Annotated in this window: 23 protein-coding genes and 1 pseudogene; 19 read left to right on the top strand and 5 right to left on the bottom strand. The window is 67.3% G+C overall.

Annotated features, from left to right (window positions below; all coding sequences use genetic code 11):
* Nucleotides 1-39: 39 nt before the first annotated feature.
* A complete protein-coding gene (locus ACFK0J_RS28765; protein WP_378732581.1) occupies nucleotides 40-261 on the bottom strand; it encodes a hypothetical protein in 222 nt (73 codons plus the stop codon).
* Nucleotides 262-314: 53 nt separating this feature from the next.
* Entirely contained in the window at nucleotides 315-1,232 is a 918-nt protein-coding gene (locus ACFK0J_RS28760) for an NmrA family NAD(P)-binding protein (RefSeq protein WP_378732579.1), read from the bottom strand.
* Nucleotides 1,233-1,336: 104 nt separating this feature from the next.
* On the opposite strand from ACFK0J_RS28760, the gene ACFK0J_RS28755 reads away from it, so the two are divergent.
* Nucleotides 1,337-2,110 (top strand): TetR/AcrR family transcriptional regulator, encoded by a 774-nt coding sequence (locus ACFK0J_RS28755; RefSeq protein ID WP_378732577.1) that lies wholly within the window; start codon nucleotides 1,337-1,339, stop codon nucleotides 2,108-2,110.
* A gap of 205 nt (nucleotides 2,111-2,315) precedes the next feature.
* On the opposite strand, the gene ACFK0J_RS28750 is transcribed toward ACFK0J_RS28755, so the two are convergent.
* Nucleotides 2,316-2,705, bottom strand: a complete 390-nt coding sequence (locus ACFK0J_RS28750) for a DUF2237 family protein (RefSeq protein ID WP_019048221.1) — start codon at nucleotides 2,703-2,705, stop codon at nucleotides 2,316-2,318.
* A gap of 111 nt (nucleotides 2,706-2,816) precedes the next feature.
* Here ACFK0J_RS28750 and ftsY point away from each other — a divergent pair, with 111 nt between their 5' ends.
* The 7 genes from ftsY (at nucleotide 2,817) to ACFK0J_RS28715 (ending at nucleotide 12,397) form a co-directional block, all read left to right on the top strand.
* Nucleotides 2,817-4,394, top strand: coding sequence for a signal recognition particle-docking protein FtsY (gene ftsY / locus ACFK0J_RS28745; RefSeq protein ID WP_378732575.1), 1,578 nt, complete (start codon nucleotides 2,817-2,819; stop codon nucleotides 4,392-4,394).
* A gap of 267 nt (nucleotides 4,395-4,661) precedes the next feature.
* On the top strand, nucleotides 4,662-6,041 hold the full coding sequence (locus ACFK0J_RS28740; RefSeq protein ID WP_378732574.1) for an ammonium transporter: 1,380 nt from the start codon (nucleotides 4,662-4,664) through the stop codon (nucleotides 6,039-6,041).
* A gap of 5 nt (nucleotides 6,042-6,046) precedes the next feature.
* Entirely contained in the window at nucleotides 6,047-6,385 is a 339-nt protein-coding gene (locus tag ACFK0J_RS28735) for a P-II family nitrogen regulator (RefSeq protein ID WP_378743115.1), read from the top strand.
* Between the two features lie 66 nt (nucleotides 6,386-6,451).
* Nucleotides 6,452-8,944 carry a [protein-PII] uridylyltransferase gene (locus tag ACFK0J_RS28730; RefSeq protein WP_378732572.1) on the top strand — a complete coding sequence of 831 codons (2,493 nt, stop codon included), beginning with the start codon at nucleotides 6,452-6,454 and terminating at the stop codon, nucleotides 8,942-8,944.
* A gap of 117 nt (nucleotides 8,945-9,061) precedes the next feature.
* On the top strand, nucleotides 9,062-9,376 hold the full coding sequence (locus tag ACFK0J_RS28725; protein ID WP_378732570.1) for a hypothetical protein: 315 nt from the start codon (nucleotides 9,062-9,064) through the stop codon (nucleotides 9,374-9,376).
* A gap of 205 nt (nucleotides 9,377-9,581) precedes the next feature.
* Complete coding sequence (gene ffh, locus ACFK0J_RS28720; protein WP_378732568.1) at nucleotides 9,582-11,147, top strand: signal recognition particle protein; 1,566 nt, start codon at nucleotides 9,582-9,584, stop codon at nucleotides 11,145-11,147.
* A 155-nt stretch (nucleotides 11,148-11,302) separates the two neighbouring features.
* Nucleotides 11,303-12,397 carry an amidohydrolase family protein gene (locus ACFK0J_RS28715; RefSeq protein WP_378732566.1) on the top strand — a complete coding sequence of 365 codons (1,095 nt, stop codon included), beginning with the start codon at nucleotides 11,303-11,305 and terminating at the stop codon, nucleotides 12,395-12,397.
* A gap of 477 nt (nucleotides 12,398-12,874) precedes the next feature.
* Here ACFK0J_RS28715 and ACFK0J_RS28710 read toward each other — a convergent pair whose 3' ends face one another.
* Nucleotides 12,875-13,363 carry a MarR family winged helix-turn-helix transcriptional regulator gene (locus tag ACFK0J_RS28710; RefSeq protein WP_378732564.1) on the bottom strand — a complete coding sequence of 163 codons (489 nt, stop codon included), beginning with the start codon at nucleotides 13,361-13,363 and terminating at the stop codon, nucleotides 12,875-12,877.
* 60 nt (nucleotides 13,364-13,423) lie between these two features.
* Here ACFK0J_RS28710 and ACFK0J_RS28705 point away from each other — a divergent pair, with 60 nt between their 5' ends.
* The 8 genes and pseudogenes from ACFK0J_RS28705 (at nucleotide 13,424) to trmD (ending at nucleotide 18,421) form a co-directional block, all read left to right on the top strand.
* Nucleotides 13,424-14,560: a questin oxidase family protein gene (locus ACFK0J_RS28705; RefSeq protein ID WP_378732563.1), complete on the top strand. Its 1,137-nt coding sequence runs from the start codon at nucleotides 13,424-13,426 to the stop codon at nucleotides 14,558-14,560.
* 282 nt (nucleotides 14,561-14,842) lie between these two features.
* Nucleotides 14,843-15,421: a Uma2 family endonuclease gene (locus ACFK0J_RS28700; protein ID WP_378732561.1), complete on the top strand. Its 579-nt coding sequence runs from the start codon at nucleotides 14,843-14,845 to the stop codon at nucleotides 15,419-15,421.
* Between the two features lie 49 nt (nucleotides 15,422-15,470).
* Nucleotides 15,471-15,632, top strand: a pseudogene (locus tag ACFK0J_RS28695) (LLM class F420-dependent oxidoreductase); the annotation flags it as partial.
* Between the two features lie 87 nt (nucleotides 15,633-15,719).
* Nucleotides 15,720-16,268 (top strand): dihydrofolate reductase family protein, encoded by a 549-nt coding sequence (locus ACFK0J_RS28690; RefSeq protein WP_378732559.1) that lies wholly within the window; start codon nucleotides 15,720-15,722, stop codon nucleotides 16,266-16,268.
* Nucleotides 16,269-16,489: 221 nt separating this feature from the next.
* Nucleotides 16,490-16,957, top strand: a complete 468-nt coding sequence (gene rpsP, locus ACFK0J_RS28685; protein ID WP_378732557.1) for a 30S ribosomal protein S16 — start codon at nucleotides 16,490-16,492, stop codon at nucleotides 16,955-16,957.
* Nucleotides 16,957-17,199 carry an RNA-binding protein gene (locus tag ACFK0J_RS28680; protein ID WP_011210690.1) on the top strand — a complete coding sequence of 81 codons (243 nt, stop codon included), beginning with the start codon at nucleotides 16,957-16,959 and terminating at the stop codon, nucleotides 17,197-17,199. The genes rpsP and ACFK0J_RS28680 overlap by 1 nt, the downstream gene beginning before the upstream one ends.
* On the top strand, nucleotides 17,200-17,724 hold the full coding sequence (rimM, locus tag ACFK0J_RS28675; protein ID WP_378732555.1) for a ribosome maturation factor RimM: 525 nt from the start codon (nucleotides 17,200-17,202) through the stop codon (nucleotides 17,722-17,724).
* A gap of 7 nt (nucleotides 17,725-17,731) precedes the next feature.
* Nucleotides 17,732-18,421: a tRNA (guanosine(37)-N1)-methyltransferase TrmD gene (gene trmD, locus ACFK0J_RS28670; protein ID WP_378732553.1), complete on the top strand. Its 690-nt coding sequence runs from the start codon at nucleotides 17,732-17,734 to the stop codon at nucleotides 18,419-18,421.
* 11 nt (nucleotides 18,422-18,432) lie between these two features.
* Here trmD and ACFK0J_RS28665 read toward each other — a convergent pair whose 3' ends face one another.
* Nucleotides 18,433-19,284 (bottom strand): LuxR C-terminal-related transcriptional regulator, encoded by an 852-nt coding sequence (locus tag ACFK0J_RS28665; protein WP_378732551.1) that lies wholly within the window; start codon nucleotides 19,282-19,284, stop codon nucleotides 18,433-18,435.
* Between the two features lie 153 nt (nucleotides 19,285-19,437).
* Between ACFK0J_RS28665 and ACFK0J_RS28660 the strand changes: the two genes are divergently transcribed.
* The 3 genes from ACFK0J_RS28660 (at nucleotide 19,438) to ACFK0J_RS28650 (ending at nucleotide 23,292) form a co-directional block, all read left to right on the top strand.
* Entirely contained in the window at nucleotides 19,438-21,063 is a 1,626-nt protein-coding gene (locus ACFK0J_RS28660; RefSeq protein WP_378732549.1) for an AMP-binding protein, read from the top strand.
* Entirely contained in the window at nucleotides 21,063-22,688 is a 1,626-nt protein-coding gene (locus ACFK0J_RS28655; protein WP_378732547.1) for an AMP-binding protein, read from the top strand. The genes ACFK0J_RS28660 and ACFK0J_RS28655 overlap by 1 nt, the downstream gene beginning before the upstream one ends.
* 136 nt (nucleotides 22,689-22,824) lie before the next feature.
* On the top strand, nucleotides 22,825-23,292 hold the full coding sequence (locus ACFK0J_RS28650; RefSeq protein WP_378732545.1) for a hypothetical protein: 468 nt from the start codon (nucleotides 22,825-22,827) through the stop codon (nucleotides 23,290-23,292).
* Nucleotides 23,293-23,423: the final 131 nt, after the last annotated feature.

The raw sequence follows: 23,423 nt of genomic DNA, 5'->3' as shown, positions 1-23,423 counted from the left end.
AAAACGCGGGTGAGTTCTCTGTGTGGTCCCGCTCGGCGGTTAGTCGGAGGGTGCCTGGGGCGGATGAACGCTGCCGGGCTGTCCGGCCCCGGAGAGGATCGCGACACCCGAGTTCAAGTCGATCAAGGGGCCGTCGCCGGATTCACGATCGTCGACCTTGGCGACGGCGACCCATTCCTTGCGCTCGTGAATGTGCTTGCGAGACGGCCCGAAGATCTCGTCCACCTCTGCGCCGATCGGACTCCGTGATCTGGGTTTCATCCGTCGCAGTATCCACCTCACCGCATCGACGGTACGCGATGCCGTTCAGTTGATCACTGTGCCGAACCCACGCGATCGTTGTCCAGGAGGGATTTGATTTGGGCTGCACCGGTTTCGGCGAGCCAGGTGTCGAATGTGCGGAGGCCGGGGTGGATTTCGCGGAGGGCCGGGATGTCGGCGCGCCAGCCGCCGGTCTCGCGCACCAACTGCCAGGTGCGCACAATCGACTCGCCGAGGTGGGCCACTTCGGATTCGGCGAGTTCCTGGTAGCGAATCGGGTGGCCGGTGGCGCGGGTGATGGCCTCAGCCGCGGCCAGTGGGGTGATCGCATCGCCCGCGAGTTCGAGGGTGTGGGCATGGAAGCGGTCGGGGTCGGCGAAGGCCAGGGCGGCGATGTCGGCGATGTCGGCGACGGCGATCATCTGCAATGGTTTGTCGGCGACGAAGAGATGCCGGTGGACGCCGTCGACGATGCCGTCGAACGGATAGCCGCGCATCAGGTAGTTCTCCATGAAGCGGACCGGACGGAGCAACGTGTAGTGCGCGCCGCTGGCCGCGATGGCCGCTTCGATGCGGTTCTTGCCCGCGGTACCCCATGAGGTGTCGTCGCTGAAGGAGGCAATGCCGGTAAAGACGATCTGTTCGACCCTCGCCCGGCGTGCCGCGGTGACCAGTGCCTCGCCGCGCTGGCCTTCCAGTTCGACGTCCCAGCCGTGCGGTCCGTAGGCGGCGGGCGGCACCACGAAAAGTGCTGTGGCACCGGCGAGGGCGGGCGGTAGGGATTCGGGGTTGTCGAAATCGCCGATGGCGAGTTCGGCACCGGCGGCGGCCAGCTCGCGGGCGGCGGGTGCGTGCGGGTCGCGTACCAGTGCGCGCACCGCCGTGCCGTCGGCCAACAGCCTGCGAGCGGTGGCACCGCCCTGCTTGCCGGTCGCTCCGGTGACCAGAACGAGGTTGTGCTGAGGGGACATGCGTGCCTTCTCTGTCGATAGAATCGGGTCGGTCAACCCGCATTTCGGAACATACGGGTGAGTTGACCCGCTTCGCCAGGTCCGGCAAGGAAGGCCGTAACGAAATGACAGCTTCGATCGACGCCGCGCCGAGCACCGCGGCGCGGGCCGACGCCAGGCGCAACCGCGCGCTGGTGCTGGCCGCGGCGCAGCGCGCATTCGCCGAGCGTGGACCGACGGTGTCGCTGGCCGAAGTGGCGCGCCGGGCCGGGGTCGGCGCGGGTACCGTCTACCGGCACTTTCCGACGAAATCCGATCTGCTGGAAGCGGTTTTGCAGCAGCGCATCGATCGGCTGGCGAAGCTGGCGGCCCACCACCTCGGCTCGCCGGATCCGGGCGTGGCCTTCTTCGAATTCTGTACCGAGGTCGTCGCCTCGACGCCGGGCAATCAGGCGCTGTGCGATCTGGTGCAATCCGATGACGGCTGGCCGCGTGCCCTGCTGATGAGCGCGGGAGCCCGATTCCATCGAGCGCTGGAGGCCTTGCTGCTGGCCGCGCAACGTCAGGGTGCGGTGCGTGCCGATATCGCCGTATCCGATGTGCTGGCCATCTTCACCGGTTGCGTTGCCATCCAACGGCTTCAGCAGACCACCGGGCGCATCGATCGCACTGCCGCGATCGTTCTCGATGCCATGCGGCCCCCGTCGGACGTAACGAATCATCCGGCTGAACCCAACATCCGTAACGAATCAACGAGGCGTAACGAAACCCCACAGCACCGCTGCCCGATATGCGATACCGCCCTGCGCCACACCGGAACCGGGCGCCGTCCCCGCTACTGCTCGTCCGCATGCCGCCAAAAGGCACACCGTCAGCGCACCGCCGCAAGGCGACCGTGATCAACGGGACCTAGCGGTGCTATTGGCCGAGAAGGCCCACCACTATGTCCCGTTGATCATGAAAGTGATTTGAATCGCATTGGGGGCGGGTGGGGGTGGGTGGCGTAAAAGGGACATGGGCGGCGGCTGGGTGGCCGGATTGGGTAGCGGTAGTGCGGTGGGGGCGGCCGGAGGGTGGTTCGGGCTGCCGTCCGGGGGCGAGGGTTTACAAGAGGTCGCTGACGTCGTCGGGGACGTCTACGGCGTATTTGCGCAGGATGTCCATCGAGATCACTTCCAGGGCGTTTTCGTGCGTTGCCGCCAGTACTACGGGTGCGGCGACACCGTCCTCGTGTGCGTGCAACCAGCGCACGGCCACCACGCACCAACGGTCTCCCGGCTGTAAGCCGGGGAAGTTGTTCTCCGGCCGCGGCGTACTCAGATCGTTGCCGATGGACGCCTGATGCTCCAGGAACTCGGCCGTGACGACGGTGCACACGGTGTGGCTACCGAGATCCTCCGGCCCGGTGCTGCAGCAGCCGTCCCGGTAGAAGCCGGTGAGAGGATCGGTGCCGCACTCTTCCAGCGGCCCCCCAAGCACGTTTCGATCGGTCACGTCGCCGATCCTATTGGCACGTCGCGAGAAGTTCCGCAGGACAAGAAATCTCGGGGGTTGTGTCTCGGCGCCGGGACGGCGTGGTAAAGCAGGTCATCGCGTTCTGCAAGGATGGGGCGCGTGAGTTCCGAAGCCTGGATCCTGATCGCCGTGGCCGCCGCCCTGCTGCTCGTGGTGCTTGTTGTCGGATTTGTCCGGTACAAGCGCTCTCGGGTCTCGCTGACGCCACCGCAGACCGCCGACAAAGCACTGACCGACAAGTCGGGTGGTTACGCGGCCTCGGGTGGCTTCAACTTCAGCCGGGGCGGCACCGCGACCAAGCCCGAACCGCAACCGGTCGAGCGGACCGACACCGACGGCCAGCCGCACGTCGGCGACGACGCGGCCATCCCGCGCGACGCGCCGAAGCGGGGCATCACGAATGTCCAGCTCCCCGAGGCCGACATCGCCGCGGCGCCGGACACCGAGGCGCCTGCCGCTGAATCCCGAGACGCGGCGGTCCGTGCCGCATCCGGCGCGGCTGCCGCTGACGTGGAGACCGCGCCGGAGGAAACAGGCGCTGCGGACACGGCCGAGTCGGCTACGGCTCCGGCTGGCACCGACACGGCCACGACCCCAACTCACACGGCCACGACCCCTACCGGCACGGCCACGACCCCAACGGACACGGCCCCGGCTGAATCCGTTCCGGCCCCCGCCGAAACCGTCGAACCCGCCACCCCCGACACCCCCGCCGGTGCCGAAGCCCCGGCCGCCCTCGAAGAGATCGACCCCACCGCGGGCCGTCTGATCCGCCTGCGCGGCCGCCTGGCCCGCTCGCAGAACGCCGTCGGCAAGAGCCTGCTCGGCCTGCTCGGCGGTGGCGACCTGGACGACGAATCGTGGGAGGAGGTCGAGGACACGCTGGTGCTCGCCGACCTCGGCACCGCGAGCACCGCCGCCGTGGTGGCGCGCCTGCGCGAGGAAATGGCCGCCCGCAGCGTCCGCACCACCGACGCGGCCCGCGCCGTCCTGCGTGACGTGCTGATCGAGGCGCTGCGCCCGGACCTCGACCGGTCGATCCGGGCCCTGCCGCACCCCGATCACCCGGCGATCCTGCTCGTCGTCGGCGTCAACGGCACCGGAAAGACCACCACCACCGGCAAACTCGCCCGCGTACTCGTCGCCGACGGCCGCCGCGTGCTGCTCGGCGCGGCCGACACCTTCCGGGCCGCCGCCGCCGACCAGCTGCAGACCTGGGGTGAGCGGGTCGGCGCCGACACCATCCGGGGCAAGGAATCCGCCGACCCGGCCGCCGTCGCCTTCGACGCCGTGACCGCGGGCATCGAACGTGGCGTCGACGCCGTGCTCATCGACACCGCGGGCCGTCTGCACACCAAAACCGGCCTGATGGACGAGCTGGGCAAGGTCAAGCGGGTCGTGGAGAAGAAGGCCGCCGTCGATGAGGTGCTGCTTGTGCTCGACGCCACGGTCGGCCAGAACGGCCTGATGCAGGCGCGGGTTTTCGCCGAGGTGGTGGACATCAGTGGGGTGGTGCTCACCAAGCTCGATGGCACCGCGAAGGGCGGCATCGTCTTCCAGGTCCAGCACGAGCTCGGGGTCCCGGTGAAACTGGTCGGCCTCGGCGAGGGCGCCGACGACCTGGCCCCCTTCGAACCCGGCGCCTTCGTGGACGCCCTCCTCGGCTGAGCAACGACACCAGCGTCGGGCCGCGTGGCTACCGGGTGTTTGCTGCTTCTACTCGGCGGTAACCAAATTTCCCTTTTGTCCGAAACTCGTCTCACAGCGGTCGGCAAACTCGCGGTGTAAATCACGAAACCTGGTCGCAACACAACTGGCCTATCCGTTCACGCAGGTGAAACACCACAGCTCTGTGGATGAAACACCGAGTGAGGACCCTTCTGTGCAGGTCCATTTGCCGGAGTCGGCAGGGCCCGAGATGAGGAGGACTTCAAGGTGGCATTTCCCCTTACCGGCGCACCGGACACCGGTGACACCGCATGGATGCTGGTGAGTTCAGCGCTCGTGTTGTTGATGACGCCAGGTCTGGCATTTTTCTACGGCGGCATGGTCCGCTCGAAGAACGTGCTGAACATGATCATGATGAGCATCAGCGCCATGGGACTGGTCGGTGTGCTGTGGTCGCTGTACGGATACTCGATGGCATTCGGCGACAACAAGTTCAACGTGATCGGCGATCCCGCGCAGTTCTTCGGCCTGAAGGGGCTGATCGGCGGTAACGCGGTCGCCGAGGTCAAGGACGCCAGCGGTGCCGTCACCACGGCGGCTACCGACATCCCGCTCATGGGCACGATTCCGATGAGCGTGTTCGTCGCGTTCCAGCTGATGTTCGCCATCATCACGGTCGCCCTCATCTCGGGCGCGGTCGCCGACCGTTTGAAGTTCGGCTCCTGGCTGCTGTTCGCCGGCATCTGGGTCACCGTCGTCTACTTCCCGGTCGCGCACTGGGTCTTCGACTTCGACGCCAAGGACGCCGACGGCAACGTCATCCACGAAGGCGGCTGGATCGCCAACAAGCTGCTCGCGGTCGACTTCGCCGGTGGCACCGCCGTGCACATCAACGCCGGTGCGGCCGCGCTCGCGCTGGTGCTCGTCCTCGGCAAGCGCCGTGGTTGGCCGACCACTCCGTTCCGGCCGCACAACCTGCCGTTCGTCATGCTCGGCGCCGGTCTGCTGTGGTTCGGCTGGTTCGGTTTCAACGCGGGCTCCGCACTCACCTCCGGCGGTCTGGCCGGCTCCACCTTCGTCATCACCGCCATCGCGACCGCGGCCGCCATGCTGGCCTGGCTGCTGGTGGAGAAGTTCCGGGACGGCAAGCCCACCTCGCTGGGCGCGGCGTCCGGCATCGTGGCGGGTCTTGTCGCCATCACGCCGTCCTGTTCCTCGGTGAACGTGCTCGGCGCGCTCGCCATCGGCGTCGTGGCCGGCGCGCTCTGCGCCCTCGCGGTGGGTCTGAAGTTCAAGTTCGGCTTCGACGACTCGCTCGACGTGGTCGGTGTGCACCTGGTCGGCGGCATCGTCGGCACCCTGATGGTCGGCCTGGTCGCCGCGCCGGAGACGGGCGCCGCCAAGACCGGTCTGTTCTACGGTGGCGGCCTCGATCAGCTGTGGCGTCAGGCCGTCGGTGCCGGTGCGGTACTTGCCTTCTCCTTCATCGCCAGCCTGATCATTGCCTATATCGTGAAGTTCACCATTGGGCTGCGCGCGAGCGACGAAGCCGAGTCGGTGGGCTTGGATGAGTCCGAGCACGCGGAAACCGCCTACGACTTCGCCGCTGTGGGCAACACGGCACGTTCGGCCGTCAAGGAGGCATGACGAACATGAAACTGATCACCGCAATCGTCAAACCGTTCACGCTCGAGGATGTCAAGACCGGACTCGAGCAGGCGGGCGTGCTCGGCATGACCGTCAGCGAGGTGCAGGGTTACGGCCGCCAGAAGGGTCACACCGAGGTCTATCGCGGTGCCGAGTACTCCGTGGATTTCGTGCCCAAGGTTCGGGTCGAGGTGGTCGTCGACGACGCGTCGGTGGACAAGGTCGTCGAGGTGATCGTCGAGGCCGCGCGCACCGGCAAGATCGGTGACGGCAAGGTCTGGGTGACCCCGGTCGACACGATCATCAGGGTGCGGACCGGCGAACGCGGTACCGACGCGCTGTAACGAATATCTGATCGAGCGGCGGCCTCGCCTCCCACCGGAGCACCGGTCGGGGCGGGGCCGCACTGCATGGATGGGCGGTGGGTTGTGGATAGTCAGCACGACGGTGACCGGACGGTGACCGGAGAAGCCAACGGCGGCAAGGTATCCAATGGCGCGGCCGATCTGGTCCGCGCTCGAACCCAACTGCTCGACGGCGGCGTGCCGCGCAATCCCCGGCTCGATGCCGAGTCGCTGCGGCAAGCCCTGGTCGACCTCTACGAGTTGTGGCTCACCAGCAAGGGCACCGAACTCGGCATCACCAGGGACAGCGGCCTGGCCGTGGTCGCGGTCGGCGGGCTCGGCCGCGGCGAAATGCTGCCGTACTCCGATCTGGACCTGGTGCTGCTGCACGACGACGTCGACCCGGCCCGGGTCGCCGAGGTCGCCGACCAGCTCTGGTATCCGCTGTGGGACGCCCACATCAAGCTCGACCACAGCGTGCGGACCGTGCCGCAGGCGCTGCGGGTGGCGTCCGACGATCTGATCGCCGCGCTCGGCCTGCTCGAGGCCAGGCACATCGTCGGCGATCAGGACCTGAGCAATCTGCTGATCGGCGGGGTGCGCCGGGAGTGGCGGACCGGAATCCGTTCCCGATTCGACGAACTGATCGCCCAGGCCGAGGCGCGCTGGCAGCGCAGCGGCGAGATCGCGCACCGCGCCGAACCCGATCTGAAGAACGGACGCGGCGGCCTGCGCGACATCCAACTGCTCGATGCCCTCGCCATCGCCCAATTGACCGATGCCATGCCAGGACTCGGTCCCGAGGTGCCCGGCGGTGGTCTGAAACACGCCCACCGTCGTTTGCTGGATGTTCGCACTGAGCTACATCGAGTCGCGGGGCGAGCCCGTGACCAGCTGCGGGCGCAGGATGCCGACGAGATCGGCGCGGCGCTGCGGATCGGCGATCGGTTCGATCTCGCTCGCACGCTGAGCGATTCGGCGCGGACGGTGAGTTACTCCGTCGACGTCGGATTGCGCACGGCCGCCAACGCGCTGCCGCGCCGCGGTCTGGCCCGCCTGCGCCGCATGCCGGTGCGTCGGCCGATCGACGAAGGAGTGGTCGAGCACGCGGGCGAGGTGGTGCTGGCCAGGGACGCGCGGCCGCAGCGTGATCCGGGGCTCATTCTGCGAGTCGCCGCCGCCTCGGCGCAGACCGGCCTGCCGATGTCGGCGACCACGCTGAACCGGTTGTCCGAAGACGCGCCCGAGCTACGCGAGCCGTGGCCGAAGGACGCCCTCAACGACCTCCTGGTACTGCTGGGCGCGGGCCGCGGCGCCATCGATGCGATCGAGGCCCTCGATCGAACGGGCTTGTGGGGCAGGCTACTTCCGGAATGGGGTGCCGTTCGTGACCTGCCGCCGCGGGACGCCCTGCACACCTGGACCGTCGATCGGCATCTGATGGAGACGGTGTCCTACGCGAGCGCGATGAGCACGCGGGTGGCCCGGCCGGACCTGCTCGCGCTCGGCGCGTTGCTGCACGACATCGGCAAGGGGCGCGCTGGCGACCACAGCGTCGTCGGGGCCGAACTGGCCACGCACATCGGCCGTCGGCTCGGCCTCTGGCCATCGGACGTGCGCACCCTCAGCGCCCTGGTGCGCCACCACCTACTGCTCCCGGACACCGCGACCCGCCGCGACCTGTCCGACCCCGCCACCGTGCAGTTCGTGGTCGACGCGCTCGACGGCGATCCGGAACTGCTGGAATTGCTGCACACCCTGGCCGAAGCGGACTCGCTGGCCACCGGACCCGGCGTCTGGGGTGACTGGAAGGCCTCGCTCATCGGCGACCTCGTCCGCCGCTGCCGCCTGGTCATGGCGGGTGGCGAGCTGCCGACGCCGGAACCGATCGCGCCGGATCTGGTCGCCAAGGCCAAGGCGGGCGGTGTGCACGTCGAATTGAAGCCGGGGGAGAGCAAGTACACCTACACGGTCACCGTGATCGCCCCGGACAGCACCGGCCTGCTCTCCGATGCCGCCGGGGTGCTCGCCCTGCACTCGCTGCGGGTGCTTTCGGCCGCACTCGGCGTCGAAGGTGATTCCGCCATCGACACTTTCGTGGTTTCCCCCAAGTTCGGTGACCCGCCGGATGCCGGGCTGTTGCGCCAGGAACTCATCCGCGCCATCGCGGGCGACCTGGATGTTCCGGCGGTGCTCGCGAAGCGCGAGCGGGAGGCGGGCGGTGTCGGACCGGGTCAGTACGCGCAGGCCCAGCCGCGGGTGCTGTGGTCCGGTACCTCGGTGCCGGGGCAGGTCTTGCTGGAACTGCGTGCCGAGGACCGGATCGGTGTGCTGAGCCGGCTCGCGGCCGCGCTCGAAGGCTGCGGTGCCGACGTGCGCTGGGCAAAGGTGGTGACCATGGGTTCCGCGGTGGTCGACACCTTCTGCCTAGACCTCGGCGCCGAGGACGGCCCGGACCGCAGGACGGCCATCGAAAAGGCGATTCTGGCCGTCGTTCCGCGGCCCGCGCCGAAGAAACCCGAGGACGGCATGCCGGGGCCGGAGATCCTCGGTTCCTGACCCACGCCACCAGTAACCAATCTGTTGCACGTGATTTGCTGGAACTCTTATGTTGGCGGTCACTCCCGCCCTAGTATCAGAGCGTCTGGCTATCGCTAGCATGAGGGGAGTACGTCGGTGGCAATTGAAGTTGTTTCGGCGTCGATGATGACGAGCGACGAGACCACGCACATGGCGCGGTGCGTCGGCGGGGATCGCTGGGTGGTTTCCTGGCTACCGGGTCGCACATTGACCGGACAACAGGCCGTGACCGCCATGACCATCGCCTCGACGGTCGCCAGCTCGCGGATCCCCACCACCACGGAATGGGCCATTCTCGATGACCTGGCATTGGAGCTGGGATTGACCGCCCGCGAGGCGGTCTTCATGGTGGCCAAGGAGAACCACGACTACCGCAAGACGGCCAAACCGCGCCGCCGTTCACTCGAGTAAGCCGCCGCTCACTCGACTGAACAACAGACCCGTTCGCTCTCGAAGGACACCTCGGCCCGCACGTACGCTGGGCCTGATTCGCCGTGCTCCCGTGGCGCCGCACGGTCACGCCGCGCTGCCGCCTTCGGGGCCGTCGCTCGCGCCGCGGGCCGATCCCATTACCCTGGGAGGCAATTGACGTCCCCCGAGATCAGGAGCGCGATCGGTGTTCGAATCCCTGTCCGACCGGCTTACCGGTGCCCTCAAGGATCTGCGCGGTAAGGGGCGTCTGTCACCGGCCGACATCGACGCCACCTGTCGGGAGATCCGGCTAGCCCTGCTCGAAGCCGACGTCGCGCTGCCGGTGGTGCGCGGTTTCATCGCTCGGATCAAGGAGCGCGCCAAGGGTGCCGAGGTCTCCGCGGCGCTGAACCCCGCGCAGCAGGTCGTCAAGATCGTCAACGAGGAGCTCGTCGGCATTCTCGGCGGCGAGACGCGCAGGCTGACGCTGGCCAAGAACCCGCCCACCGTGGTCATGCTCGCCGGTCTGCAGGGTGCCGGTAAGACGACCCTCGCCGGCAAGCTCGCGAAATGGCTGAAGGGGCAAGGACACCAGCCGTTGCTGGTGGCCTGTGACCTGCAGCGGCCCGGCGCCGTCACTCAGCTGCAGGTGGTCGGTGAGCGGGCGGGCGTGCCGGTGTTCGCACCGCACGGTGGCACCTCCATCGGCGGCGGCGACAACGCGCTCGGCGTCACCGCGGCCGACCCGGTCGAGGTCGCCCGCGGCGGCATCGCCGAGGCCCGCGCCAAGCAGTACGACGTGGTCATCGTCGACACCGCCGGTCGCCTCGGCATCGACGAAGAGCTGATGCGCCAGGCCGCGAGCATCCGCGACGCCGTGCAGCCGGACGAGACGTTGTTCGTGCTCGACGCCATGATCGGTCAGGACGCCGTCACCACCGCGGAAGCCTTCCGCGACGGCGTCGGCTTCACCGGTGTCGTGCTCACCAAGCTCGACGGCGACGCCCGCGGTGGTGCCGCGCTGTCGGTGCGCGAAGTGACCGGCGCGCCGATCATGTTCGCGTCCACCGGTGAGAAGCTCGAGGACTTCGACGTCTTCCACCCGGACCGGATGGCCAGCCGCATCCTCGGCATGGGCGACGTGCTCAGCCTGATCGAGCACGCCGAACAGATCTACGACCAGGAACAAGCCGAGGAAGCCGCCCGCAAGATCGGCAGCGGCGAGATGACGCTCGAGGACTTCCTCGACCAGATGCTCGCCATCCGCAAGATGGGCCCGATCGGCAATCTGCTCGGCATGCTGCCCGGCGCGGGTCAGATGAAGGACGCTCTTGCCGCGGTCGACGACAAGCAGCTCGACCGGGTGCAGGCGATCATTCGCGGCATGACCCCCGCCGAACGGGAAAACCCGAAGATCATCAACGCTTCCCGCCGGCTGCGCATCGCCAACGGCTCTGGCGTCCAGGTCTCCGAGGTCAACCAGCTCGTCGACCGCTTCTTCGAAGCCAAGAAGATGATGGCGATGATGGGTCGCCAGATGGGCATGCCCGGCGCCCGCCGCGGCAACAACAAAAAAGGCAAGAAGGGCAAGAAGGGCGGCCGCGGCCCCACCCCGCCCAAGGTGCGCGGCGGCCTCCCCGGCATGCCCGCCGGAATGCCCGGTCTGCCCGCGGGCATGCCGGACATCTCCAACATGCCCGCAGGTCTCGACCAGCTTCCCCCCGGTCTCGAAGGCTTCGACTTGTCCAAGCTGAAGTTCCCCAAGAAGTAGACCCCGCGCAGAAGTTGTTGCGCCGCGCACGAGTTGACTAGCAATTTCGTGCGTGGCGTGCAAACCGGTGCGCGGGGTGGCCGCCGCGAGTACGTGACTGTCATGGGGCGTGGACAGTAAGTTGGGAGGCAGCCGACTAGTCCGGGAGGTTTGCTGTGCATCTGCGAGGTGTGGTTCTCCCCGGTGCGGAAGTCCGGGATCTCTGGGTGCGGGATGGGCTGGTGTCGTTCGAGCCGGTGCCGGGTGCCGAAACACTGTGCCGCACAGGCTGGATCGTGCCGGGACTGGTCGACGCGCACTGTCACGTCGGGATCCGGTACGGCGGGGGAGACGAGGATCGCGAAGGGGCCATCGCGCAGGCCGAGACCGAACGCGATGCGGGTGCGCTGCTGTTGCGCGATGCGGGCTCACCCATCGATACCCGCTTCATCGACGACCACGAGGAACTGCCCCGGATCATCCGCGCGGGCCGCCATATCGCCCGTCCCCGCCGCTACATTCGCGAACTCGGCATCGAACTGGACGACGAACGCGACCTCCCGGAGATCGTCGCCGAGCAGGCCCGCTTCGGTGACGGCTGGGTGAAGATCGTCGGCGACTGGATCGACCGCTCCGTCGGCGACCTGCGCCCGCTCTGGAGCGACGCGATCCTCAAGGAGGCCATCGACGCCGCCCACGCCAACGGCGCCCGGGTCACCGCGCACGTGTTCGGCGAGGACGCGCTACCCGGCCTGATCGACGCGGGCATCGACTGCATCGAACACGGCACCGGCCTCACCGACGACACCATCGAGATGATGGTCGAACACGGCACCGCCCTGGTGCCGACCCTGGTCAATATCGACACGTTCCCCGAAATCGCCGACAGCGCAGGCAAATTCCCCACCTATGCCGCCCACATGCGGGACCTGCACCGCCGCGTCCGCACCACCGTGGCCAACGCGCACGACGCGGGCATCCCCATCTTCGCGGGTACCGACGCGGGCGGCTCCATCCGCCACGGCCGCATCGCCGACGAGATCACCGCCCTCGGCGGAGCGGGCCTGACCGAGCACGACGCCCTGGGTGCCGCCTCCTGGAATGCCCGGACCTGGCTCGGCCGCCCCGGCATCGAGCACGGGGCGTCCGCCGATTTCGTTGTGTACCAGGAAGACCCACGCACCAACCCGGAGACACTGACCGTGCCCTACGCCGTGATCCTGCGCGGGCGTCTGTACTCCGACCACGGCCCCGTCACCGGCCACCGTTAGCCCATCACTGGCCTCCGCTTGCCCGTCACTGGCCTCCGCTTGCCCGTCACTGGCCACTGCTTGCCCGTCACTGGCCTCCGCTTGCCCGTCACTGGCCTCCGCTTGCCCGTCACTGGCCACTGCTTGCCCGTCACTGGCCACTGCTTGCCCGTCACTGGCCACCGCTTGCCCGTCACTGGCCACTGCTTGCCCGTCACTGGCCACCGCTTGCCCGTCACTGGCCACCGCTTGCCCGTCACTGGCCACTGCTTGCCCGTCACTGGCCTCCGCTTGCTCGTCACTGGCCACCGTTAGCCCATCACTGGCCACCGCTTGCCCGTCACTGGCCTCCGCTTGCTCGTCACTGGCCACCGCTTGCCGATCAGTGGCCGCGAGTTCGTCACCCGCCGCTGTTGGTTCGAGTGTCCTATGGCTTGCCACCGTTAGCTCTAGTGCAGGTAGGCATGCTTTTCGAGGGCGACTGCGCCTTCCGGTGGATCAGTCCCTCCAGTGCCGGATTTCGTGCGCCCATGCCTGTAGCCCAGCCGCGAATCCGGCCCGCTGCTCGGGGGTCAGGGTTGCCATCGCGGCCAGCAGCGGTTCGGCCCGGCGGGCGACGAAGGTCTCCATGTGCTCGCGCCACTTCGGTTGCAGGGCAACAAGAGTGCGCCGCCGGTTGGCCGGATCGGGTTGCCTGCTCACCCAGCCGGCCCGGTCGAGGTCGCCGACGAGCTCGCTGACCGTCGACAACGCCAGCCCCATCCGACTGGCCAGCTCGCCGACGCTCAACGACTCCGCCGGTACGAGTTGAACGCATACCGCGCCGTGCCGCGAGGTCAGGTTGTGCTCGGTGAAGGACGCGCTGTGCTCGGCAGGCATATCGGCGCGGGCCTTGTCGAAGAAGTTCGCGATCAGCGGCATGAAGCCGATGATCTCGGTGATCTCCGCGCGGGTCGGAAGTCTTGGTGCGCTGGGCTTGTCGGGCATGCACACATCTTATATATTCGGATTTACAAACAGTTTGGATGTACGAATATAGGGGTTGCGGTGTCCACCTATCTCGACGCAGTCAACGACGCACTCGAACGCCTCGACGACCTGGGGTACGAACGCAATCTCGGGGGCGGTGACCTGGCCAATCACGGCCCCATGGGCGCCGAAGCGCTGGCCGTTCTCGGGCACGGTGACGCGGTGCCCAGCTGGATCGAGACGTACCGCAAGGCCGCGCCCCACCATGAGCCACCCGTGCCCTACCAGCGGCTCGATGGCTCCGACGAAGCGGATTGGCGGGCCGCGCTCGGCGATATCGGCCGCGCCGGTGATTTCGAGGAACTCTTCCTCCGCGAGATGGCCGAGGAAGGCTGGCAGGCCGTGCTGGTTCGCTGGTGGCCACGACTGCTGCCGGGGCCGATGACCGGACTGACACACGGCCTGATCCGCACCGCACACGCCGTGCGCGGCCTGGCCGCCACCGCCCAACCCACGCCGTCCCAGCTGCGCGAACTCGCCCGCGGACTCGGCTACTGGGCCGCCCGCTTCATAGCAGCGCCCGGGCCCGGCCGGTTGACCGGCGGATCGGACGTGGCAGCGGCACTGGCGGCCATCCCTCGGCTCACCGAGCCGCCGAGCAGCCCGCAAGAGGGATTGGCGCGCACGCGTAATCCGCACTCGATGCCGGGCTACGACGATGCCCTAGGGATACTGGCCCCCGATCACATCGACCGGCTGCTCTCCGACCTGACCGCGAACTTCGCGGGCGTGTGCGTCGCACACTCGGCCCACGGCTTCCCGATTCCCCTCTTGCACGGCGTCACCGCGCCCGCGGCTGCCCGCCTGGTGCTGCCGCAGCTGCCGCAACAACTGCACGAACCCACCGTGGCCGCGCTGTGGCAAGCCCAGGTGACCCTGCTGATGATGATCACCACCGGCAACGACGGCGAGGAATCGGCCTTGACTCGGGCACAACGAGCCGAGGTACCGGCATGGGACGAGTTGATCGGTCGCGCCGTCGAACACCGCGACGAGCACGTCATCAAGTTCACCGAAGCCTGCCTGCGGGAACACGCCTTACGCCCCGACCCGCGCTACGCCTGGGCGGTCGACATCGCCCAGCAGCAGATCGAGCGCCCCGACGCCGAGGGCGGCTCGGCGATCACCGTCCGCTTCGGCCGCCCGGCGAGCTGAAGGTGTCGGCGCAGCAACTCTCCCTGCGCGTTCGCTCGGATTCCCGGTGTGCGACCAGTTCGCACCGTGTCACCGTCGTTGCCGAATATCGACTCGTAGGTCTCGCATGAAGCCCGGTTCTCTACCGAGGCGTGCGTTGGTAGAGAAGAGCTGTCTACCGCCGGACAACCGCTATACAGTGGACCTGGTGTGATGCTCGATTTCGAGCATCACACCAGGTGGGCAATGTTCGTATCGAGCGCTGGGCGGCTAGACGCGACGGGAGATCGGACGGGAATGACAGTGAGTGCCGAGGTTGCGATGATCCATCCCTTGGGATCTACGACTGTGGAAGACTGGCTCGCCGAAGAGCAGCCGTCTGATGGATCTCGACTCGAACTCATCCTGGGGTACTTGCACGTGACACCTGCGCCTGGCGGTACGCATCAGCATGTCTCGTTCCAACTTGCGCGTTTGTTGGACGACGCGATCGCCGCCGCGGGGCGTTCAGATCTGCATGTGCTACCCGCGGTGGCGGTCCGCATCAGCACCGCGTTTCGGACCGGCGTGATTCCCGATGTCTCCGTGGTCAATGTCGATGTCAACCACGTCAGCTTCGCGCCAGATGACTTGATCCTTGCGGTCGAGGTGTGGTCGCGGGGAAATACCCGTGCGGAACGCGATACGAAGATCGCTGGCTATGCGGCCGCGCGCGTCCCATATCTGTGGGTAGTGGAACTGCCGGAAGACAAATGTGCTCGTTTCTGGGGCTACCGTCTCGGCGAGATGGGATACCGCCAAGATGTGTACGTCGATGCCGGAGAAACCATCTCCGCGCCGGGCCCCGTGCCGGTTGTGGTCGACACTTCTCGGCTCTCCTGAGTTCGACAGCGGGTCCATCTCTCCTGAGTTCGGCAGCGGGTCCAACGCCGACCGCCAGTTCGTCGGCAATCCCGACGAGGTCGCCGAACAACTCCAGACCAGGGTGCTCGACCACGGTGTGCAGGGCATCATCGTCAACATGGTCACCAACGGTCATGAGCCGGGCGCGGTCGAACTCGCCGGGCGCACCCTCGCTCCATTGGTCCGCTAGTCCGGAAAAGCGGCGACTACACCGATGAATTCGGTTGGCGCGGCACGTCTTCAGTAGGAGACGTATTTCCCGACGGGAGGAGCAGCGATGCGCGAGCTGGTGATTACCGAGAACATCACGCTGGACGGGGTGATCGAAGCGGCGGAGTGGTTCAGCGTGGCCAATGCCGAGGGGGTGGACCAGTCCGACCTCGTCGCGACCTTGAGCTCGCACATGGCGACCTCGGACGCGGTGTTGCTCGGGCGGATCTCCTTCGAGGAGATGCGCGGATATTGGCCGAAGCAGACCGATGACACGTCCGGGGTCACCGAGCACCTGAACAAGGCCACGAAATACGTCGTGTCCAGCACCCTCGAGGATCCGGCGTGGGAGAACACGGTCATCCTGCGTGGCATCGACGAGATCCGCGCCATCAAGGACCAACCGGGCAAGGACATCGTGGCCACCGGCAGCATCCAGCTGGTCCACGCGCTCATCGCCGCCGACCTGGTCGACGAGTACCGCCTGTTCGTCTACCCGGTCGTCCGGGGCGCCGGCAGACGCCTGTTCGAAGGCGCCACCGAGATCCCGGTCCTGCAACTAGTCGAAACCCGGCCGTTCAGCTCCGGAGTGGTACTGCTGCGCTACCGCCGGTAGGACTACCGGTGAGGCGGGCTAGCGAAGCGGATCATCCATGCGATTTCTGGCCCGGGTGTGCCGTCTGGCAGAATGGACCACCGTCCTTCCGGACAAGTGTCAGCCCGTCTCCGGTTACGTACCGCGCGGCGGTCACACACTCCAAGCGCTAAACCGGGCTCGCAGACCATGCGGGTCGCTGAATTGCGCCGTGACCAACCTACGAAAGAGGCAGAACAAGCATGGCTGTTCGCATCAAGCTCACCCGTCTGGGCAAGATCCGCAACCCGCAGTACCGCATCGTCGTCGCCGACGCCCGCACCCGCCGGGACGGCCGGTCCATCGAGTCCATCGGCCTGTACCACCCGAAGGAAGAGCCGTCGCTCATCGAGATCGATTCCGAGCGCGTTCAGTACTGGCTGAGTGTCGGCGCGCAGCCGACCGAGCCCGTGCAGCGGCTGCTGGAGATCACCGGTGACTGGCAGAAGTTCAAGGGCCTGCCGGGCGCCGAGGGCACCCTGAAGACCAAGGCCGAGAAGACGTCCAAGCTGGACCTGTTCAACGCCGCGCTGGCCGCTGCCGACAGCGCGCCCACCGCCGAGGCCGTCACCCCGAAGAAGAAGGCCGCCAAGAAGGACGAGGCCAAGAAGGACGAGCCCAAGAAGGACGAGTCCGCCGAGGCGCCCGCCGCTGCCGAGGCTGCTGAGTAATGAGTGCTGTCGTCGCCGATGCCGTCGAACATTTGGTTCGCGGCATCGTCGCCAATCCCGATGACGTGCGCGTCGAGCTGATCACCGGCCGCCGCGGACGCACCGTCGAGGTGCACGTGCACCCCGACGACCTGGGCAAGGTGATCGGTCGCGGCGGTCGTACCGCGACCGCGCTGCGCACCCTCGTCGCCGGCATCGGCGGCCGGGGCATCCGGGTCGACGTGGTCGACACCGATCAGTAGATGGAACTAGTCGTAGGACGGGTCGCCAAGTCGCACGGCGTGCGCGGCGAACTGGTCGTCGAGATACGAACCGACGAGCCGGAGGCCCGGTTCGCGCCGGGCAACACGCTGCGCGGACGGCTGGCGCGATCCAAGGAGGTCCGCGACTTCACCGTGGAGTCGGCCCGAGAGCACTCGGGCCGACTTCTGGTCTTTCTCGCAGGCGTCGCCGACCGCGACGCGGCCGACGCGTTGCGCGGCACGCTGTTCGTGGTGGACAGCGAGGACCTGCCGCCGTCCGACGACCCGGACGAGTACTACGACCACGAACTCGAGGGGCTGACCGTTCAGCTCACCGACGGAACCGTGGTCGGCACCGTGCGCGAGGTGCTGCATTCGGCTGCGGGAGAACTGCTTTCGGTGCGGGCCGCCGAGGACGGCCGGGAGATCCTGATCCCGTTCGTCACCGCCATCGTGCCCACGGTCTCGCTCGCCGATCGGCTCGTTGTCATCGACCCGCCCGAAGGGCTCCTCGATCCGGAATGAGGTAGACGTGCAGCTCGATGTCGTCACGATCTTTCCGGAGTATCTCGAGCCCCTGCGAACGGCGTTGCTGGGCAAGGCAATCGACAAGGGCCTGATCTCGCTCGCCGTGCACGACCTGCGTAACTGGACCCACGACGTGCACAAGTCCGTCGATGACGCGCCGTACGGCGGCGGACCGGGCATGGTCATGAAGCCGACGGTGTGGGGCGACGCGCTCGACGAGGTCTGCCCCGATGACGCGCTGCTCGTCGTCCCGACGCCCGCGGGCGTCCCGTTCACCCAGGAAACCGCGCAACGCTGGGCCACCGAGAAACATCTCGTCTTCGCGTGCGGCCGCTACGAAGGCATCGATCAACGCGTCTTCGACGACGCGGCCCGTCGGGTCCGCGTCGAAGAGGTCAGCATCGGCGACTACGTGCTGATCGGCGGCGAGGCGGCCGTCCTGGTGATGACCGAAGCCGTCGTCCGCCTGCTTCCCGGTGTTCTCGGCAATCAGCAGTCCCACCAAGAGGATTCGTTCTCCGACGGCCTGCTGGAAGGCCCCAGCTACACCCGCCCCGTCGTCTGGCGTGACCTCGAAGTCCCCCCGGTCCTCCGCTCCGGCGACCACGCCGAGGTGGCCGCCTGGCGCCGCGAGCAGTCCCTCGCTCGTACCCGCGCCCGCCGCCCGGACCTGTTGCCGGACTCCAGGGACTGACAACGCCGGGTCTAGGGGAGTAGCCCGTGGCGTCGCGCGGTGACGACGGCTTCGTGTCGAGAGTGGGCGTCGAGTTTGGTCATGGCGTTGCGGAGATAGCTCTTGACCGTCTCGGGGCGTAGCGAGAGGCGTTGGGCGGCTTCCTGATTCGTGCAGCCCAGGGCTATTTGGGACAGGACGTCCAGTTCGCGGCGGGACAGCCGCGGTGCGTCCGGGGGTGAGTCGCCGACCATGACGCGAGTGAGGCGTTCACACACGGTGTGCAAGCGGCCGCGAAGCTCCTCGTCGTCGGCGGAGCGCGCCATCCCGCGGAGTTCGGCGTGGATGTCGCGGAGTTCCTCGGCGACGGCGGGCGCGGTGTCGGGGGAGGGGGTGGTCGTCTCGAGCAGACGCAGGCGGCGGTCCACCTCGTCGCGGAGGGTGATTTCGGTGGCGAGGCGGCGACCGGCCCGGACGACCAGGTCGGCGGTGCGGTCACCGAGCGGGCTGGCGCTGCGGCTGGCGGCGTAGAGGACGGCGCGCGAGCGTTTGTCGACCACAACCGGCACGGCCACGATCGAACGGAGCCCTTCACCGGACACCGGCCCGTCGTAGTGATGGGTGATGGTGGAGGTGTTGACGTAGTCGGCCACCGAGGCGGGACGGCCGGAGTCCATAACACGGCCGCCGAGCCCCGAATTACGCAGCACGGACAGCCCGCGCAGCCCGTTGGTGAGGGTGCCGACGAATTCCGACAGCAGCAGCGCGTCGCCGTGCACCTCGCCGCCGAACGCCACCGGAACCTCGGCCGCGCTTGCCACCCAACGGATTTCGGCGCGCAACGCATCGGCGTCCCGCGGGCGCAGCAGGGCGGTGTTTGACATGGGACTCACCCCTTTTCGGGGGTAGTAGCGGACTCGGTGTGACCCACATCCTATTGAACTAGAGCCCGGACGGAGGCCTTCTTCACTCGCGCACGACCGGAGCGAGTGCGGTACCTCTATTGGGTGTGCTGGATCACGATGAGGAGTGGCGAGATGGGCATCGACCTGAACACGCGGGTGCGCGAGCTGCTGGACATGTACGACCGGACCGACGCTTCCGCCGCGGACCTGCTGTGCGATCGGCATCCGGCGGACGGAATCGCGTTCACCATCGTCGAGAGCGATCTGTCCTCGACCGATCTCACCTACGGTGAACTGCGGGAGCGCTCGACGCGATTCGCCGCGGGGCTGGCGGAACTCGGCGTCCAGCAAGGTGATCGGGTCGCGACGTTGATGACGAAGTCGACGGACCTGGTAGTGGCGTTGCTCGGGATCTGGCGTCGCGGGGCGGTGCATGTTCCGTTGTTCACCGCGTTCGCGCCGCCCGCCATCGCGTTCCGGCTGAAGGCGAGCGGCACCTCGATCGTCATCGCCGATGCCGACCAGGCGGCGAAGCTGGCGCCGGGGCCCGACATACCCGCCGACGCACCGTGGCAGATCATCGTCAGCGGTGACGCGCCCGCGGGCACCCTCGGCATGGCGGACCTGCTCGGCGACAGCTCGAACCAGCTGCCGGAGCCCGTGGCGGTCGGCGGCGACGGACTACTGGTGCAGCTGTTCACCAGTGGCACCACCGGAACTCCGAAGGGCGTGCCGATTCCGTTGCGCGCGCTGGCCTCCTTCCACGCATATCAGGAATTCGCGCTGGATGTCCGCGAGGACGATGTCTTTTGGAATGTCGCGGACCCCGGCTGGGCGTACGGCCTGTACTACGCGATCCTCGCCCCACTGGCCGCCGGTGTGCGCAGCATTCTGGCGAACGCGGGGTTCTCGCCCGCCCTCATCTGGCACGTGCTGGACCGCTTCAGCGTCACCAACTTGGCCGCCGCCCCGACCGTGTACCGCGCGCTGCGCACCGACACCATCGCGCCGCCGGTGCATGCCACGCTGCGGCGCGCCTCGTCGGCCGGGGAGCCGTTGACCCCCGAGGTCGTCGCGTGGTCGCTGGAGCATCTCGGTGTCGCGGTCCGCGACCACTATGGTCAGACCGAACACGGCATGGTCATCTGCCATTCCTGGCACGAGGCGCTGGACACCGAGGTGCCCGCGGGCTCGATGGGGCGGTCGCTGCCCGGCTGGTCGTGCGCGGTGTTGTCGGACGACGCCGATGTCGTCGCCCCCGCCGGTGAGCTCGGTCGCGTCGCCATCGATACCGAGAACAGTCCGCTGCTGTGGTTCCTCGGTTACCTCGACGCCCCTGAACGCACCGCCCAGCGCTACACCCCGGACGGGCGTTGGTATATCACCGGCGATGCGGGCTCCCAGGACGAGGGCGGCTTCTTCCACTTCTCCTCCCGTGACGACGACGTGATCATCATGGCCGGCTACCGCATCGGCCCGTTCGAGGTGGAAAGCGTGCTCGTGCTGCACGAGCAGGTCGCCGACGCGGCTGTCGTCGGCATGCCCGACGCACTGCGCGGCGAGGTCTTGGAGGCATTCGTGGTGTTGCGCAACGGGTATGTCGGCAGTGCCGAGCTCGCCGCCGAGCTGCAGGACCTGGTGAAGAAGAAGTTCGCCGCGCACGCCTACCCGCGCACGGTGCATTTCGTGCCACGGCTGCCGAAGACGCCGAGCGGGAAGGTGCAGCGCTACCTGCTGCGCCAGCGGGGGAACAGGTGATGCCGAGCCCGAGTTACGCGTCCGGCACCTCGGACACCCCCTTGCTCGGTGACACCATCGGCGGCAACCTAGACCGTACCGTCGCCACCTTCCCGGACCGGGAAGCGTTGGTGGACAAGCCCTCCGGTCGACGCTGGACTTATCGCGAGCTCGGCGCCGCGATCGATGCGCTGGCCACCGGCCTGGCCGCCCGCGGCATCGGAAAGGGTGACCGGGTCGGCGTCTGGGCGCCGAACTGCGCCGAATGGTTCTTCGTGCAGTACGCGACGGCCAAGATCGGCGCGATCCTGGTCAATATCAACCCGGCATACCGCACCAGCGAGCTGGAATATGTACTGCGCCAAGCGGGTGTGCGGATGCTGGTCTCAGCGCCGGAGTTCAAGACCTCGAACTACATCGCGATGATCGAACAGGTCAGGGGGAACTGTCCGTCCCTCGAACAGGTGCTGGTGCTCGGCACGCCGGAATGGGACGAGCTGGCGCGCACGGCGATCGACCCGGATCGGTTGGCCGCGCTCGCGGCGGAACTGTCCATCGACGATCCGATCAACGTCCAGTACACCTCGGGCACAACGGGTTTCCCCAAAGGTGCCACGCTGAGCCATCACAACATCCTGAACAACGGGTTCTTCGTCGGCGAGCTGTGCGGCTACACCGAACAGGACCGAATCTGCGTGCCGGTGCCGTTCTACCACTGCTTCGGGATGGTCATGGGCAACCTGGCGAGCACGAGTCACGGTGCGGCGGTGGTGATTCCGGCACCGTCGTTCGATCCTTCGGCGACGCTGGCCGCCGTCGAGAGCGAACGCTGTACGTCGCTCTACGGTGTGCCGACCATGTTCATCGCGCTGCTGACCGAATTGGATTCCGCCACACCGGATCTGTCCAGCTTGCGGACGGGAATCATGGCGGGCTCACCGTGCCCCGTCGAGGTCATGAAGCGGGTGATCGACCGGATGGGGATGCACGAAGTGTGCATCTGCTACGGCATGACCGAAACCTCGCCGGTATCCACCCAGACCCGCCGCGACGACGGCATCGACCGGCGCACCGGCACGGTCGGCCGGGTAGGTCCGCATCTGGAAGTCAAAATCGTCGACCCCGCAACGGGTCTCACGGTGCCGCGCGGCGAGCCGGGCGAACTGTGCACCCGCGGCTACTCGGTGATGCTCGGCTACTGGAACGACCCGGCCAAGACCACCGAGGCCATCGACACCGCCCGCTGGATGCACACCGGCGACATCGGCGTGATGGACGACGACGGCTACCTGGCGATCACCGGCCGCATCAAGGACATGGTCATCCGCGGCGGCGAGAACATCTACCCGCGTGAGATCGAGGAGTTCCTCTACACCCACCCCGACATCCTGGACGCCCAGGTGATCGGCGTACCCGACCCGAAATACGGGGAGGAACTGATGGCGTGGATTCGGATGCGGGACGGCGCAACGCCTTTGGACGCCGCCGCCGTCCGTGAGTACTGCACCGGCAAGCTGGCGCACTTCAAGATCCCGCGCTACGTGCACGTGGTGGCGGAGTTCCCGATGACGGTCACCGGCAAGATTCGCAAGGCGGAGATGCGCGAGTTATCACGGCCGTTACTGGGTTCGGTGGACGAAACCTGACATCGCGCTGCCGGGGGGAGATGTTAACGCCAGCGGTTGCCCCGACTACTGCGGTCATGTGACCTGTCGGCGATCCACATATGGTGGAACAAGGTCATTTTCGGGGATTGACAAATCTGATATCGAGAGGTCTTACATGTCCATCGGTTCGTTATCACGTGTCCTGTCTTGTGTTTTCGTCAGCGCCGCACCGCTGCTCTTGGTCGCACCGGCCGCCGGCGCCGCACCGGACAGCCCGTATAGCTGCTCGGGTATCTATCTGACGAGCGATGGCTCCGCGGAAGTGGAGTCCTGCATTTACACCGAGGACGGGGTGCCCAGAGCATTCGGCGGGATCACGTTCAAAAACGATTCCATCAATGAAAAGAACTGCACCATGGTCGTGACTGTCGTGGATAAAGACGCGTATGCCGACGGCGGAACCGACGAACACGTCGCGACCAGCGGCCCCTTCCCTTGCACGAACGGCAGATACCCCTCCCCGCCGTTGACCGTGGACAAGGCACTGGCCAAGCCCGGGCACCGGTATGTCAGTTTCACCGAGGTCACCAAGGACGGCAACGGGATCATCCGGATGTACAGCCCGGAACTGGTCTTGCAGTAGGTAACTGGCATATGCGTCGAACCACCGGACCAAGCCGAGCACGCTCGGCTTGGTCCGGTGCGTCGTACCGGAGGCCGGACCAGCGGTGATGCGGCACGTGCGACCCGGTTCGACTGGGTGTGAGCCCCTTG

Origin of the sequence: Nocardia brasiliensis (genome assembly GCF_042691675.1) — a bacterium.
Classification (GTDB): Bacteria; Actinomycetota; Actinomycetes; order Mycobacteriales; family Mycobacteriaceae; genus Nocardia; species Nocardia brasiliensis_D.
The sequence above is the reverse complement of the archived record's forward strand: the minus strand, read 5'-3'. Positions and strand labels throughout refer to the sequence as shown.

Bases quoted from the DNA above. Each gene is read 5' to 3' on its own strand.
- ACFK0J_RS28655 (WP_378732547.1), top strand. From the start codon at position 21,063: ATGCCGAGCCCGAGTTACGCGTCCGGCACCTCGGACACCCCCTTGCTC.
- rimM (WP_378732555.1), top strand. From the start codon at position 17,200: ATGGAACTAGTCGTAGGACGGGTCGCCAAGTCGCACGGCGTGCGCGGC.
- ACFK0J_RS28755 (WP_378732577.1), top strand. From the start codon at position 1,337: ATGACAGCTTCGATCGACGCCGCGCCGAGCACCGCGGCGCGGGCCGAC.
- ACFK0J_RS28730 (WP_378732572.1), top strand. From the start codon at position 6,452: ATGGATGGGCGGTGGGTTGTGGATAGTCAGCACGACGGTGACCGGACG.
- rpsP (WP_378732557.1), top strand. From the start codon at position 16,490: ATGGCTGTTCGCATCAAGCTCACCCGTCTGGGCAAGATCCGCAACCCG.
- ACFK0J_RS28735 (WP_378743115.1), top strand. From the start codon at position 6,047: ATGAAACTGATCACCGCAATCGTCAAACCGTTCACGCTCGAGGATGTC.
- ACFK0J_RS28690 (WP_378732559.1), top strand. From the start codon at position 15,720: ATGCGCGAGCTGGTGATTACCGAGAACATCACGCTGGACGGGGTGATC.
- ACFK0J_RS28765 (WP_378732581.1), bottom strand. From the start codon at position 261: ATGAAACCCAGATCACGGAGTCCGATCGGCGCAGAGGTGGACGAGATC.
- ACFK0J_RS28665 (WP_378732551.1), bottom strand. From the start codon at position 19,284: ATGTCAAACACCGCCCTGCTGCGCCCGCGGGACGCCGATGCGTTGCGC.
- ACFK0J_RS28760 (WP_378732579.1), bottom strand. From the start codon at position 1,232: ATGTCCCCTCAGCACAACCTCGTTCTGGTCACCGGAGCGACCGGCAAG.
- ACFK0J_RS28660 (WP_378732549.1), top strand. From the start codon at position 19,438: ATGGGCATCGACCTGAACACGCGGGTGCGCGAGCTGCTGGACATGTAC.
- ftsY (WP_378732575.1), top strand. From the start codon at position 2,817: ATGGGGCGCGTGAGTTCCGAAGCCTGGATCCTGATCGCCGTGGCCGCC.
- ACFK0J_RS28650 (WP_378732545.1), top strand. From the start codon at position 22,825: ATGTCCATCGGTTCGTTATCACGTGTCCTGTCTTGTGTTTTCGTCAGC.
- ACFK0J_RS28710 (WP_378732564.1), bottom strand. From the start codon at position 13,363: ATGCCCGACAAGCCCAGCGCACCAAGACTTCCGACCCGCGCGGAGATC.
- ACFK0J_RS28680 (WP_011210690.1), top strand. From the start codon at position 16,957: ATGAGTGCTGTCGTCGCCGATGCCGTCGAACATTTGGTTCGCGGCATC.